This is a genomic window from Proteus sp. G2675 (assembly GCF_963886535.1).
Classification (GTDB): Bacteria; Pseudomonadota; Gammaproteobacteria; order Enterobacterales; family Enterobacteriaceae; genus Proteus; species Proteus mirabilis.
In genome coordinates, this window is sequence record NZ_CAWPCB010000035.1 from 194055 (window position 1) to 209230 (window position 15176).

The following is a 15176-nucleotide window of genomic DNA, read 5'->3' on the forward strand; positions in this document are numbered from 1 at the left end:
TAAATAAAAAATCTTAAAATAAAAAACTTTTAAAATTAAAAATAAAAAGAATTAATCTCTATATAAAATTAAAAATAAAACATTATTATTTATTAATTATAATGAAAGATAAAATATAAAAAATAATTAATATCAATAATAAATATATTAAATGGTAACGTACTTTGATTTATAAAACTGATTTTTATAACACAGACAAAAAACATTAGAAAAATTTATGTTTTATAGGTGTCGAATGAGCCGGATACCAATAAAAAAAGCTAAGTTAGGCTTTAATGTATCGAACAAGTTACCAGTATAAGTAATAAAAAACTCTATTTTTACTATCAAAAATCATCTTGATAACAATAACAATAAATTAATTACATTGATAAAAGTCAAAAAACAAGACAAATAATAACTAGTTAGTAACAAAAATAGATTTTTTTTATATTTGTCACACAATTGATTTTATTCTATTACATCTTTCTAAATTTTTCCTACAATAGCCCACAACCTAACCTGACAATAGTTTAAGTAACGAATGCTTATATTATTTCTTTAGGTAACTATCTTTTTTTCTTTATGATTTATCGTTTCAGCAAAATAGAAAACCATCAAACTAAGTGCCCTACACAAAACATAAATGACGAATGAATAGGTTTGCCGGTGCAGTGATAAACGATAAAAAATTGCAAACTTAAGGATAAAAATAATTATGTCAGACTATCTATCATTTTTACTGGGAATTGTTCCTTTAGCCGTTCTGATTTTTATGATTTTAAAAATGAAATCGGCCGTTCATCACGCTGTCCTCGTTTCGCTAATTATCACTGTGGCTCTCGCTATTTTTCATTGGAATAACACCCTACAATTTGCCTCTGTATCTGTACTTTATGGTGCGGTAAAGGGGTTATGGCCGATTATTATCGTTATTCTGGCGGCTATTTACAGCTATAACCTAATGCTAAAAACAGGAGGAATGGAGGTATTAAAAGACGTATTAGCGGGGATCAGCGATGATAAACGCGTACAAGTTTTACTTATCTCTTGGTGTTTTGGCGGTTTTTTAGAAGCAGTTGCAGGTTATGGTACAGCAGTTGCTATTCCTATCGGTATTTTAATCGCACTAGGTTTTGATCCCTTTAAAGCAGCCGTCGCTTCACTAGTCGCAAATACGGTACCTACCGCATTTGGTGCCGTTGGTATTCCAGTGTCTATTTTGGCACAAAATACCGGCCTTGATGTATTGGTGTTAAGTAAAACCATTATTATCCAACTTGGTTTATTCAATATTCTATTACCTTTTGTCATTGTTGCTATTGCTGGTGGTGGTATTAAAGCCATTAAAGGTGTCGGCTTTATTACTTTAATGTGTGGGATCAGCACCTTAATCCCTCAATATATTGTCGCAGCTAATTTAGGTGCGGAATTACCTGCCTTTGCAGGAAGCCTAGTCAGTCTGATTGTGGTTATTTTCTTGGCTAAACGCATGAAAACAGGCCATGATAAAAGTAAACAGCCAACAAAACACTCAGCTAAAGAGCTATTAGTCGCTAGCTCTATCTATCTGTTTACTTTTATTTTTATCTTAGCCTGCTCTCCGCTATTCCCTACAATCCAAACCGCAGTAGGAACTATTGCAACTAAAATTCCTTTTGTATTAAGTGATACTCAAACTGAATATCAAACTATTGCTTGGTTAAGTACGCCTGGGGTATTGATTATTTTAGCGAGTTTTGTTGGTGGCACTATTCAAGGTGCAAGCCTTTCAACGCTCTTTTCTGTATTAGTAAAAACCACAATTCAATTAAAGAACTCCATTATTGCCATTATGGCTATTGTTGCGATGGCAACGGTAATGGATTTCAGTGGCATGATTGGTAGCATTGCGGAAACATTAGTTAACTTTACTGGCGCTGGATTTATCTTTATTGCCCCAGTCATTGGTGCACTAGGAACGTTTGTAACCGGAAGCGATACAAACTCTAACGTACTATTTGGCAAGCTTCAAACCAGTGCCGCGGCAAAACTCCATGTTGATCCCTTTATTCTCGCAGCGGCTAATACCTCTGGGGCGACTGGCGGTAAGATGATTTCACCACAAAGCATCGCGATCGCCGTTTCGGCGACCAAAATGGATGGGCAAAGCAGTGCCATTATGCGAGAAACATTAAAATATTGTATTGCCTATATCATCATTCTAGGTGCCAAAATCGGCATTATTTATCACCTAATGAATTAACTATACAAGATAAGTGATGGCTTATCTTGGCTATCACCTATCGCTTTGACATAACGAAAATAAAGAAAAATAACCAATAAGAATTTTATCTTAAATAAAAATGACAACATCTGAGCGATGTTTTGGAGTTCGGTGAATGAAAGTTAATTTTTATGCAACCTGTCTTGGTGATGTGCTAAAAGCAGATTCGGCACGAGATACCGTATTATTGCTCGAAAAATTAGGTTGCGAAGTATTATTTCAAGAGCGCCAGGGTTGCTGTGGTCAGCCAGCACTTAATAGCGGTTATGTTAATGATGCAAAACCCGCGATGAAATCGTTAATTGAGACATTAGAAGTTAATGATTATCCGATTATTTCCCCCGCAGGCTCTTGCACTTATGCGATTAAAGGCTATCCCAGCTATCTTGCCGATGAGCCTCAATGGGCGCTTCGAGCCCAAGGTGTGGCCGATCGTTTAATTGATCTTACCAGCTTTATCGTCAACACCTTAGGTGTGGTTGATGTTGGCGCCCGCCTTGCGGGTAAAGCGGTTTATCATCCCTCTTGTAGTTTAACGCGAAAGTTAGGGGTTGTTAGTGAACCTTTAACCTTATTAAAACATGTTGAAGGACTCGAAATGTTACCTTTCGCCAATTCAGAAACTTGTTGTGGTTTTGGCGGCACCTTCTCAGTAAAAATGTCAGAAATTTCCGGTGAAATGGTCACTGAAAAAGTAAAACATATCATGGAAGTCAGCCCTGATTACGTCATTGGTGCAGATACCAGTTGTTTAATTAATATTCAAGGCCGTTTAAGTCGTGAAAAGCGTCCTGTCAAAGTGCTGCATATTGCACAAGTTTTAATGAGTCAATAAGGGGGCTGCAATGTCTATTAAAACCAGTAATATCGATTTTAGACCACGCTTAGCGCATGAAATGAATGATACCATTATGCGTAACGCCGTTGTTATGGCACAAGAGCGCATTGGAGCCAATCGCCAAATAATGGTAAAGGAGTTAGGTGATTGGGAAGCGTGGCGTGATCGCGCAGAACAAATCCGTAACCATGTTCTTGAAAACTTAGACGCTTATCTTTATCAATTATCAGAAAAAGTGACTGAAAACGGCGGTCATGTCTATTTTGCCAAAACGGCAGAAGATGCGACACGCTATATTTGTAACGTTGCCAAACAGAAAAATGCCAAGAAAATCGTTAAATCAAAATCGATGGTAACCGAAGAAATCGGTATGAACAAAGCCTTACAAAATGAAGGTATTGAGATTATCGAAACCGACCTTGGTGAATATATTCTGCAACTGGATAACGATCCCCCTTCTCATATTGTTGTACCGGCGATCCATAAAGATCGCTACCAAATACGTAAAGTGCTAAATGAAAAACTAGGTTATCAAGGTAGTGAAACCCCTGAAGATATGACCCTTTTTATCAGGCAACGTATTCGACAAGATTTTCTTTCTGCTGATATTGGAGTCACAGGTTGTAACTTTGCGGTTGCAGAAACGGGCTCAGTCTGTTTAGTAACTAACGAAGGTAATGCACGGATGACGACCACATTACCTAAAACCCATATTGCCGTTATGGGAATGGAGCGTGTTGCACCTACTTTTGAAGAAGTCGATCCGCTGATCACGATGTTATGTCGTAGTGCGGTTGGCTCACGCCTAACCAGTTATAACACTTGGGTAACTGGACCTCGTGAAGCGGGTAATGTTGATGGCCCTGAAGAATTTCATTTAGTGATTGTCGATAATGGTCGCTCTGAAATTTTAGGCTCACAATTTAAAGATATTCTACGCTGTATCCGTTGTGGAGCCTGTCTAAACACCTGTCCTGCTTATCGTAATATCGGTGGTCATGCTTATGGCTCTATTTATCCCGGCCCTATCGGTGCAGTTATTTCGCCACTCTTAGGAGGCTATAAAGATTTTCATGACTTACCTTATGCCTGCTCATTATGCAATGCATGTAATGTGGTCTGTCCGGTCAAAATCCCTTTAGCACAATTGATCCTTAAACATCGTCGAGTCATGGCGGAAAGTGGTTTAACACCAAAAGCTGAGCGTCGTGTAACCGGTATGTTTAATTACATTAATGCGCACCCCACGCTTTGGAAAGTTGGCATGAATGTAGGGGCTAAGATGGCGGGCTTGATGATCAAAAATGGCTCAACTCCAATCAAGATAAGTGTACTCAATGATTGGATGGCATCACGTGATCTCCCAAAACCCGATGGTTATAGTTTCCGTAGTTGGTTTAAGCGCCACAAAGCAGAAGGAAAAAAATAATATGTTAAACGAACAAAATCGTGCTGAGTTTCTGCAAACTATTGCTCAAAAATTAGGACGTGAGGTGACGCATACGCCAAAACCACAAGATCCCCCTATTAATAATTTAGCTAAAACACGCTTAACAAATTTAACCCAAGATGAATTATGCAAAGAATTTACTGATTTTGCACAAACCCAGCAAGTAAGATGCGTTATCACTAAACCAGAACAAGTGATAAATAGCTTAATAGCGCTTTGTGAAAGCTATGATTGTCAAGGCTCAGTGATAATAAGTGGTGATGAGCGCTTAAATGCACTTGGTGTAACACAAGCTATTAGTGAAAAATATGAAACTTATATTTGGGATCCTAAACTCGGTCATGAAAATATTATTCATGCTGAGCGTTCTCAAATAGGGATTGTCTTTGCGGAAGCGGGATTAACAGAATCTGGCGGGATTGTGCTGTTTTCTTCTCCGGAAAAAGGGCGTTCTGTCAGCCTGTTACCTGAAACCTCGATTGTTATTTTACGCAAAAGTGACATTTTACCGCGAGTGGCTCAACTTGCAGAGCGTTTACACAAAATGGCACAAGATGGGATCAGAATGCCTTCATGTATCAATTTAATTGGTGGTGCAAGCTCAACGGCTGATATTGAATTAATCAAAGTATGGGGAGTTCATGGCCCAGTTCATGCCGCTTATCTTATTATTGAAGATTGTTAGTTTAAACGAAACAATATAAAAACGATAACCAAATAACTTAACGTCATGGTCAACGGATTGACCCAAATACAAAACACCTTTTATACAGGTGTTTTGTATTTATGGCTTAATTAGTGAGTAATAATTTAGCTCGCCATTGATTTAATTTTATTTCACAAGCCAGCAGTACTTCATCAGCACCATTGCCCCCCATCATTAAAGCAGATTGACGTTGGCATTCACTACTTCTAAAAAGAATAAACTGCTCTTGTGAACTGACTAATGCATCAATAGCACTTTTAGCCGCGATAAAGTCACTATCTTCAAGGTCGCCTTTGCTTTTATTATAGATAACATTCAACTGCTCTTCAGATAATCTTAGTTCATCTAATAGACAAGCTTTAATGGTTGTTTGGCTTGCATCTGTTGACAACTCATAACATTTGGTCAGGGGATCGTGATTTACTTGAGCAAAGGAGGAAAAAGAGAGCAAACTCATTGTGAGTAAACTGTAAGAAATTAAAAGCGTACCTATCTTCACGTTGGCTCCCAATAATAAATTTTTTACTAAATTTGACTGTCAAATATAAGGTATTAAAGAATTAACACCACATCTATTAGTGCGAAAACACAAATTTAGGATATGTCGCATTAAGTGTAGAAAATAAATCTTAATAAGAAGTAAAACTATAATTAATAAGTCTTTAAATCTATCTATTTTATTAGTATTTTTTATAAAAAAAGGTGTTTTAATAATAATCTTAGTAAGCGTTATATTTATCTACTGAGAGGATAATATACAAAAAATCAGGTTTAGTGTTTTTTCTCGATTTAAGTCAATTTTTTTTGATCCTCTGAAGTTCTATTTTTAGCAATAGATCTAAAAAAATAGACTTTTTTTACTTGATGTCAATAGCAAAACAAAGCGTTTTGCAGTAATCTCATCGCTGATTTTTTGCTACTTTCTCCCTTTAAAACCTCTGGTGGTATGACAAATATGTTGTATAAATTTACCCCCATTATTCTGCTGATAATTTCCAATATCTTTATGACTTTTGCTTGGTATGGCCATTTAAAATATGGTAACAAGCCGTTAATTATAGTGATCTTACTCAGTTGGTTAATCGCTTTTGTTGAATACTGTTTTGCAGTTCCTGCAAACCGTATCGGCCACAACTATTACAGCGCAGCCGAATTAAAAACCATTCAAGAAGTCATCACACTAACCATTTTTGCTGTTTTTTCGGTGACTTATTTAGGTGAAAGTTTCACACTTAACCACTTTATCGGTTTTATTTTAATTGGTGCGGGTGCGTTATTTATTTTTAAGGGGCCATTTTAAAGAATAAAAAATAGTTGCTGATAAAATAAATGAAAATTTTCAAAACCTCATTTCGAAATGAGGTTTTTTGTTTTGTAGAGCCCCGCATCAGTCGAACAAAAAACAATCAAAATAATTGATTGCTATTATTAAGTACTAACCAGTAATTCACGGCAAGATTAAGTTATATCATTCAATAAATTACCACATCCCATATTATGCACTGCATTAGTAGAAATTTGACTACAAAAAGCAAATATTGCTCTTGAAAAAATATTTTCATTCAGCGCATAATAGCTAGCTAAGAGAGGCATTGTTTCTCTTTCTTTCTTTGTTGCTTCTCTTAAGTGAAAACGATTTTCAAAAACTTCTTATATTACTTTAAGGTCAGATAAAACGGTATCTGGTATGAGCAAACATTCTAACGATTTTATTTATATGCAGGATAATCCCTGTATGCATTGTGGTGCATGTTGCGCCTATTTTAGAGTCTCTTTCTATTGGGCTGAAATGAAAAGTGGTGGTGGTGTTGTTCCTGACGAATTTACCGAACCCTTAACCCCTTTTCTATCATGTATGAAAGGAACTAATGAGAAACAACCACGCTGTGAAAAATTGATTGGTGAAGTTGGTGAATGCGTGAGTTGTGCAATTTATGAACAGAGACCATCCCCTTGCCGTGAGTTTGAACAATCTTGGGCTAATGGCGTAAAAAATGAAGCTTGCGATCGGGCAAGAGCCGCTTTTGGGCTTCCTCCTCTTCCTAATATTTCTCTACCGCATTCTGCGTAGAACATCAGAGGGGCTAGCCCCTCCTGAGTCTCTTTGATCACAATTTTGCACTTCTTTGCATAAAATAAAGAATTTTCACCAAAAATAGCATTATAAAATAATAGGTTAGTTTGACTTTATTTATAAATCATCTAGTATAGAGAGTAATCAATTAATAACGTGTATTTAGTGAGGTTTTTTATTTAAAAATAGCAATAAATTAGGAGGTCACTATGATCAGTAGCTCATTTTTCATTCTTTTCCTTTCCCTTATTTGTTCCGTTGCCGTTGTCAGTATGTTACTCGGTGGCTTAGAGGACTAATTATGAATATTTCTGATGAAAATATTCTCCCCCAGAAATAGACGCCCATACCAAAATAATTATTTTTAGTATGGGCGTCTATTAATATTATATTAATTAACTTTCTTTTTATTTTGCTATTACTCGTTATTAGTAAATATTTTTATATTCTATTTAAATCTAATTTTAATAACTGTAATGACCGGTTATTTCCCACGAAAATAAAACATCTTCAGCGACTTGTCCAAAACCAATATTATGCATCACTAAATAGCGCTGATTATCACTGCTTTTCTTGTCTATGACGAGACCAATATGAGGACGCCCATTATCTAAGCGCCAGCTAACAATATCACCAGGCAAGTAGTCTGACGCCTCTTTGCTAATAGGTTTCACCTTTCCCTTACGCGAGAAAAAAACTTCCAAATTGGGTACTCTGCGGTGATCAATATTAGTATCAGGTCGACTAAGTCCCCAGATACGCTTACTAGGGTAAAGTGCAAAATTGGCTTTGATATCTTCATGTAACAATTTTTGTAAATCAATGCCAATTCCTCGGTAACTACGAATAATCACATCACTACACACCCCATAATGAGCAGGCACATCACCATTAGGATAATTAATTTTACGGTAGGCTGGATCATAAATAACGGCTCTAGGTAGATCCGTTGCATAAGCCACCAGCTGTTTATTTTGTGTCGGTGTTATCGCTTGGGAAACAGAAATGGGTAAGATAATCAGAGAGATAAAGCTAAATATGAATATTTTCAAAGAATTATTTCCATGTTGTATCAATCGATGATAATTAAAATCATCTTTATTTAATGACTTTATCATTTGCTAAATAGTGGGGTAAAAATATGAGAAGGATCTTAATTAACCATGACGCATCAATAAAAAAAACCGAGTTACTCTTAAAAGCAACTCGGTTGATATCAAAGAATGAAAGTGTTTAACGCAATTAGTTAAGCACAATATGGCTTTTGCGTCGTAAACTGGCAAATAACATATATACAGCTGTCGCTAATAACACGACAAAGAAAAAGTTCATAATGCCGTTACTTGCTTGTGACATAAACATACCTGCGCCTAATGGCCCCATTGCTGAACCCACGCTGTAACTTAATAACATCACCTGAGTAATTGCCACAATATAGCTCGCATTAACATGATCACAAGCTAATGTGATGGCAATAGGATAAAGTGCAAAAGATGACATTCCTAATAAAGCTAATGCAATAATTAACACCACATAGTCATTAGACAGATAAGTCATGCCCATCGCAAATACCCCAACTAAGCACATCATGGCTAATAATAGGGTTTTACTCATCATCACCGACAATTTGCTAATAATAGGCTGAACAACCATACCACCTAAAATAATTGCTGCCATCAACACCCCAATTTGGTCGGTGTTAAATTGTCCTTGATTTAAAGCCAATGGCATCATGCCATAAATACTCCCCATCACAACGCCAGAAACCATACAACCTACTAAAGAAGCTTTATTCAGCCGGCTAATCTGTTTAAGTGACAAACTTTTATGCTCGTGGCATTGGGGTTGTCCTTGTTTAAAAAACAAAGGAGGTAACACTGCAATTAATAGCAATGCCAATACCGCGATAAAAGGAATTGCCCCTTGCGTACCAATGGCACCAATAGCAAGCTGACCTAATGTTGTGCCACCATAAAGTGATGTCATATAAAAGCCCAAGCGTTTAGCTCGCTCTTTAGGATTATCACCAATTAATAACCATGATTCGACTACAACAAAGATACCCGCAACCGCCATACCACCGAAAAAACGAGATACTAGCCATACCGATAAATAAGGTAACAGTGGCAAAATACTCACGGTGAATGCTAACAACAATAAAAACAGCACAAAAGAGAGCCTATGCCCTATTTTTGCAATAATAGGTTCGATCATCACTGAACCTATAAGTAATCCAATAAAGTAAATGCTTGCTAACCAGCTAGCATAAAAAGTATCAATACCAAAACTATCCATAGATAGTGGAATTAAACTCATTAAATAGCCTGATGCGATAGCAAATACCGTTAAACCCGCGACAGGTACTAATGTACTGTCACCTTTGCGTACCAAAGTAGTGTTCTGTTTCACTACCCTCGTCTCCACAATCAAAACGGTTAATCATGCGCTGTTTTCTCGAAGCCAGACATTGGCACTCCTTTCATCTAGAAAAGATGAAAGCAATAGTGATGAAAACAGTGGGTGGCGTCCCTAAGTTAGGGGTGCGTGAATATAGCTCGTTACTAAAAATAAATAAAATTATAAAATCTAATGCTAGCGAGTAATTTTATTTATCCTATCCGTTATTATCGTCCTTTCACGGTAAAAAAGTAGTCCTTGGCGCAAATTATTTTTTAAAATTGAGAATAATCTATAACCTTTGTGATAACAGCGCACAGAGCAGAATAGCGGCTATTTTATTAAATAAAACAGCCGTTAATAACAACGCTTATTCTGTACTTTGTTCTAAAGCGGTTTTGATTGCATCAGGGATTGAACTGCCATGTCCTTTACCCGTAAAGAGGTAAAATTGGCATGTTTTGCCGGCATCAGTAAGATAATCACAGAGTTGTCGAGGAGTAAGCCAGCTACTACGCGTTTGATAGCGCAAGCGTTGCTCTTCGCTCATTTGAGAAAAATCAGGGGTTTCTTCTAATTCACCTAATGTAATGGTCACCGCAACATTATTGGGGATCTGTTGCCATTTATCTTGAGTGATCCACTCACCTTTTCCCCACCAAAGAGATGGGCTAGCGGCAATATAACGTTGAAAAGCGTCTGGATGGTTAAATAATACATATAGCGTAAACACGCCACCAAAGGAGTGTCCAAATAGTGATTGCTCAGTAATAGTGATGTTTTCTTGCGCCGCCTGTGCTAGTACATAGGGTTTTAATTGGCTTACCATAAACTGATAAAACTGTTCAGCATTACCGCCTTTTGCAAAGGCTTCGCCATGTACTCTTGGGGTATAGTCGTGAGTTCTTTCCGCTATAAAATAGGCCTTTTCACCTACATAGCCTAGGCTTGCAATAACAGGCAATGGCTTTTTCGCTTGCGCTAGTGCTTCATTCACAATAAGTGGAAATTGTGCATTTCCATCAACACTATACAGCACTGTTGTCTTAGGCGTATTTTTGGGGATCGCAAGAAAAAAGCGATACTGCTTTCCTTGATGCTCAACCTCTTTTTCCATAATGTGATAATAGGTTGATACTTGTGGTGTGAGTTGAGGAACTTGTTGATTAGGTCTTGCTTGCACAATAGAAGATAACATTATCATTCCACATAACATTAGTATTCTCATCAATCAGATACTCTGTAAGTTATTATCAAATGATGGCAGTAAGCCCCATAATAAATGAGGCTTACCTTTATTGAGATAGATTAAAAACTATATTTGATATTTGCCCAATAACGACGGCCTTCATCAACGACCCAGTTCCCCCCTTTATCGTTGACCGCAGGACCCGTTTCATCAGTAATATTCAATACGGCTAAATTTAGCATGGTATTTTTATTAAAGTTATAGGTCATTCCTAAATCAAAGGTTGTATAACCACTACGATAACGAGCGCCAGTATAACCATTTCGTTGAGCCGCCCAAATTTGCTTACCAGTATAGGCAGTATTGGCATAGAAACTGGTGGCTTCATCGTATTGCCAATCAACACGCGCATTGGCGCTATGTTTTGGTGTCATATCCAATGGATAACCTTTTAATGATTCACCAGAGCCTAATTTTTCGTCATCACTTTTACGCTTAGAGTTGATATAAGTGTAATTAGCACTTACTCGCCAATTATCAGCGACAGGGAATGCAACCGCGGTTTCAATCCCTTTAATATTAGCTTTACCCACATTATCATATTGGTACAGTTTTAATCCGGTAATAGGATCGATTTCACCGGTATCGTAGTTGGTAAGCTTATCTTTAAATTCTGTATTAAAGAAGGTCACATTGGCGGTAAAACCATCACCATTGTCATAACCAACACCAATTTCTTGGCTAACCGAAGTTTCAGGTTTTAAGTCACGATTACCATACATAATCGCTCGCCCTTTTTCCGTTGATGTACCATATTGAGGGCTAATTTCTCGTAAACTCGGGGCTTTAAAGGCCTTAGCAATCCCCCCTTTTATGGTAAATTCGTCGGTTAAATGGTAAACCGCGTATGCTCTTGGGTTCCAGTGCTTACCATAGTATTCATGATCATCAAGACGTATTCCCCCAGTTAGGGCTAAATTATCAGTGACACTAAATTCATCTTCTAAAAATAACGCTTTTTGATCAGCGGTGATCGTAGATTGTTTGACCTCTTTACCGCCGACTGAAGATTCGTCTTTTAAACGTGCATATTGGTATTGACCACCAAAAGTCATCACATTATCAGGAAGGAATGCGGTAAATTTAGCATCGAAAACAGTATTAGTGATTTCAGGGCGGCGATCTTCATAATATTTGTAGCTATTTCCTGTCGCTTTATCTACACCTTCCGTCTTTTGAACACGCTTGGTTTGCTCTTGATAAACACTTAACTCAGAGTGCAAAATATCAAACTGATTTTTATAAGTTAATGCCCAATGGTTACGGTCATTATTCGTTTCTAGCATTTTGTTTTTATCAAGACGTCCACCACGATTGGTAAATTCGCTCATCGATTTACCCGGTGTTGTCGTGCGTTGTAGCGAATTGCGTCCAGCTTCTAATAAAATGGTTTGGTTATCTGTAGGAGTAAAAGCTAATTTGGCCGTAATATTTTTATTATCGTTACGCCCTTGCCCATACGTAATTTTATCTTCTGCACGTAAGTAGCTACTACCATAAAGTTGTAAACCTAATTTATCTTCAATTAATGGGCCTGAAAGATAAAAATCACCATTGATAGAATCTCCCGCGTCACGGTTATGTTGCAATGTTCCCCCCATGGAAACTGCACCATGCCACTCTTTAGTAACAGGCTTAGTAATAATATTAATCACACCGCCCATCGCATCTGAGCCATAGAGTGATGACATTGGCCCACGTATTACCTCGATCCGTTCAATGGCATCCGCAGGAGGAATAAATCCACCTTCATATCCACCACTCCCATTAGGGCGTGATTCACGACTATTTTGACGTCTGCCATCAACCAAAATCAGTGTGTATTCTCCGGGTAAGCCACGAATAGTAATTTCTTGTTTATTTGCATTACCATTCACACTGACGCCTTCAACCCCTTTTACGGCATCAGCAAGATCGTGTATCGGTTTTTTCTCTAATTGTTCTTTGTTGATTACCGTAATGCTAGCGGGTGCATCTGTTTGTTGCTGTGCAAACCCTGAGGCTGATACAACTAATCGTTCTACTTTATCTTCTTGTGCATGTAGTGAATAAGAAGTCATTAAAATACAGGCTGTTAAAGCACTTATTTTAAATTTCATAACAAATCCCTGAAGTCAAATAATGGTTATAGTAATGAGAATGATTAATATTATCTTAATCAATTGACTGTGAGAATAATTTTCTTTTGCAATTTAGTGATATTTTTTAATCTGCATCAAAGCAATTTAGAGCAACAAAGATAAGAAGATTTGAATAGGCATTGAAGTGACAAAAAAGCAGAGCTATTGGCTCTGCTTTTTTTTGTAATACATTGATAAATAAAATTAATTACTAATTACCAAAATACAGCATAAAGCACACAGAGGATGATCATAATGATATAAGAAGCAATATTGAACCCACTTTGGGTTTTAAATGTTGCATCAGTTAATACAATCGCCCCTACGCTATCATCACTTTTCGTTGAGGTTAAGCTGACCAAACCAATAACAACCGCGGTGAAAATAAAGGTATACATCATTTGGTCAAGGAATGGCATTCCTAGTGGCATTAATTTTAGGAATAAAGCAAAAGGAATAGAGAGTACAACCCCTATAATTGCCCCTTTAGCATTAGTTTTCTTCCAAAATAGTCCTAACAAGAATACAGCTAAGATACCAGGGCTCACTAAACCTGTGTACTCTTGGATATATTGGAATGCCTGATCAATGCCCCCTAACAGTGGCGCAATAAAGCAAGCAATAATCAATGCAATCACCGCACTAATACGTCCCACATTAACTAAGCGGGTTTCTGAGGATTTTGGCCCAATATATTCTTTATAAATATCCATCGTGAAAATAGTCGCGATAGAGTTAAGCATGGAAGCTAAAGAAGAAACGATAGCTGCTGCCAGTGCTGCAAACACAACCCCTTTAGCCCCAATAGGTAAGAATTGTGTTAACCAAGGATAGGCTTTATCCGCTTGCGCTAAGGTTGGGATATGCTCCTGTGCCATTGTTCCTAATCCTGCCATCAGCGTAGGATCGGTTGTGATAACAAAAGCTGCGATCCCCGGCACAACAACTAAAATAGGCACAATCAGTTTTAAGAAAGCGGCAAACACTAAACCTTTTTGCGCTTCATTAATAGATTTAGCAGCTAAAGCACGCTGAATAATGTATTGGTTAAAGCCCCAGTAATAGAGGTTAGCAACCCATAGCCCACCGATTAGCACAGCAATTCCTGGCAAATTCATAAATTGTGGGTTTTCTTTTGCTAAGATCATTTTAAAGTGATCTGGCGCGGCGGCTGTCATCTTACTTAAGCCTTCCATTATTCCGCCATCACCACCGATATAGCTAACAGCAAGTACGGTGGTGAAAAGTCCACCGAGGATCAGGAAGAAAACTTGTACAACATCCGTCCATGCAACCGCTGAAAGTCCACCGTAAAGCGAGTAGATAACCGCAAATAGTGCCAGACCAATAATGGCATACATCATCGGCACACCAAGAATGGTTTCTAACGCCAATGATCCTAAATACAATACAGATGTTAAGTTAACGAAAATAAAGAGTGCTAACCAGAATACGGCGAGGATCGTCTTTAAATTACGACTTTTAAAACGATTCTCAACAAATTCAGGAATGGTATAAATGCCTTTTTCAATAAAAATAGGTAAAAAGTATTTAGCAACAATGATTAACGTCAATGCTGCCATCCATTCATAAGATGCAATAGCAAGACCTATCGAAAATCCTGAGCCAGACATACCAATGAATTGCTCAGCTGAGATATTAGCAGCAATAAGAGAAGAACCAATCGCCCACCAAGGCAGTGTTTTACCCGCGAGGAAGTAATCCTTTGTTCCTTTTTTAGCTCCATCTTTTGAACGAGAAACCCATAATCCAAGGCTAATAATAATGATGACATAGAGGGCAAAGATTGCATAATCTATTGTGCTTAATCCAACACCTTCTGTATGCATAATATTTTCCTTTCAGACCCATAGAGAGAAGAGAATATTAATGTAAACGTTTCCACTTGCTTTTTCCGTTACTCCGTTCACAATTTTATCGCCTATGTTAAAAATCGGATCGATAAAGCACATAACAAACGATTACCTTAACTAATAAATCAACAAAATTCGCTGATTTCACTTTATGCTCTTTTAATTGAGAAAAAAGTCATCGCTAAAAATAAACAAAATAGAGAGAGTTTGATAACGATTACAA

Annotated in this window: 12 protein-coding genes; 6 read left to right on the forward strand and 6 right to left on the reverse strand. The window is 37.4% G+C overall.

Annotated features, from left to right (window positions below; genetic code table 11):
* Window positions 1–697 precede the first annotated feature (697 nt).
* The 4 genes from AACQ49_RS10130 to AACQ49_RS10145 all read left to right on the forward strand — a co-directional run bounded on the left by AACQ49_RS10130 (window position 698) and on the right by AACQ49_RS10145 (window position 5218).
* Complete coding sequence (locus AACQ49_RS10130; protein WP_004243961.1) at window positions 698–2224, forward strand: L-lactate permease; 1527 nt, start codon at window positions 698–700, stop codon at window positions 2222–2224.
* A gap of 136 nt (window positions 2225–2360) precedes the next feature.
* Window positions 2361–3080, forward strand: a complete 720-nt coding sequence (locus tag AACQ49_RS10135; protein ID WP_004243963.1) for a (Fe-S)-binding protein — start codon at window positions 2361–2363, stop codon at window positions 3078–3080.
* Between the two features lie 10 nt (window positions 3081–3090).
* Window positions 3091–4512, forward strand: a complete 1422-nt coding sequence (locus AACQ49_RS10140) for a LutB/LldF family L-lactate oxidation iron-sulfur protein (protein WP_004243964.1) — start codon at window positions 3091–3093, stop codon at window positions 4510–4512.
* 1 nt (window position 4513) lies between these two features.
* Window positions 4514–5218: a LutC/YkgG family protein gene (locus AACQ49_RS10145; RefSeq protein WP_004250409.1), complete on the forward strand. Its 705-nt coding sequence runs from the start codon at window positions 4514–4516 to the stop codon at window positions 5216–5218.
* A gap of 106 nt (window positions 5219–5324) precedes the next feature.
* Here the strand turns inward: AACQ49_RS10145 and umoC are convergent, their stop codons facing one another.
* On the reverse strand, window positions 5325–5738 hold the full coding sequence (gene umoC, locus AACQ49_RS10150) for a flagellar biogenesis regulator UmoC (RefSeq protein WP_161779028.1): 414 nt from the start codon (window positions 5736–5738) through the stop codon (window positions 5325–5327).
* Window positions 5739–6194: 456 nt separating this feature from the next.
* Between umoC and AACQ49_RS10155 the strand changes: the two genes are divergently transcribed.
* Together AACQ49_RS10155 and AACQ49_RS10160 are read left to right on the forward strand one after the other, a co-directional pair.
* Window positions 6195–6539: a DMT family protein gene (locus tag AACQ49_RS10155; RefSeq protein WP_004248496.1), complete on the forward strand. Its 345-nt coding sequence runs from the start codon at window positions 6195–6197 to the stop codon at window positions 6537–6539.
* 387 nt (window positions 6540–6926) lie between these two features.
* Window positions 6927–7310: a YkgJ family cysteine cluster protein gene (locus AACQ49_RS10160; protein WP_004243972.1), complete on the forward strand. Its 384-nt coding sequence runs from the start codon at window positions 6927–6929 to the stop codon at window positions 7308–7310.
* A 467-nt stretch (window positions 7311–7777) separates the two neighbouring features.
* Here AACQ49_RS10160 and AACQ49_RS10165 read toward each other — a convergent pair whose 3' ends face one another.
* The 5 genes from AACQ49_RS10165 to AACQ49_RS10185 form a co-directional block, all read right to left on the reverse strand.
* On the reverse strand, window positions 7778–8431 hold the full coding sequence (locus AACQ49_RS10165; RefSeq protein WP_004248500.1) for a DUF1287 domain-containing protein: 654 nt from the start codon (window positions 8429–8431) through the stop codon (window positions 7778–7780).
* A 124-nt stretch (window positions 8432–8555) separates the two neighbouring features.
* The gene (locus AACQ49_RS10170) at window positions 8556–9722 is read right to left on the reverse strand and encodes an MFS transporter (protein WP_004248501.1); all 1167 of its coding nucleotides are present in this window, start codon (window positions 9720–9722) and stop codon (window positions 8556–8558) included.
* Window positions 9723–10080: 358 nt separating this feature from the next.
* Complete coding sequence (locus AACQ49_RS10175) at window positions 10081–10908, reverse strand: alpha/beta hydrolase (protein ID WP_023843601.1); 828 nt, start codon at window positions 10906–10908, stop codon at window positions 10081–10083.
* Between the two features lie 110 nt (window positions 10909–11018).
* Window positions 11019–13058, reverse strand: a complete 2040-nt coding sequence (locus tag AACQ49_RS10180; RefSeq protein WP_004243977.1) for an IreA family TonB-dependent siderophore receptor — start codon at window positions 13056–13058, stop codon at window positions 11019–11021.
* 236 nt (window positions 13059–13294) lie between these two features.
* Entirely contained in the window at window positions 13295–14929 is a 1635-nt protein-coding gene (locus tag AACQ49_RS10185) for a sodium/sugar symporter (protein WP_004243978.1), read from the reverse strand.
* Between the last annotated feature and the right edge of the window lie 247 nt (window positions 14930–15176).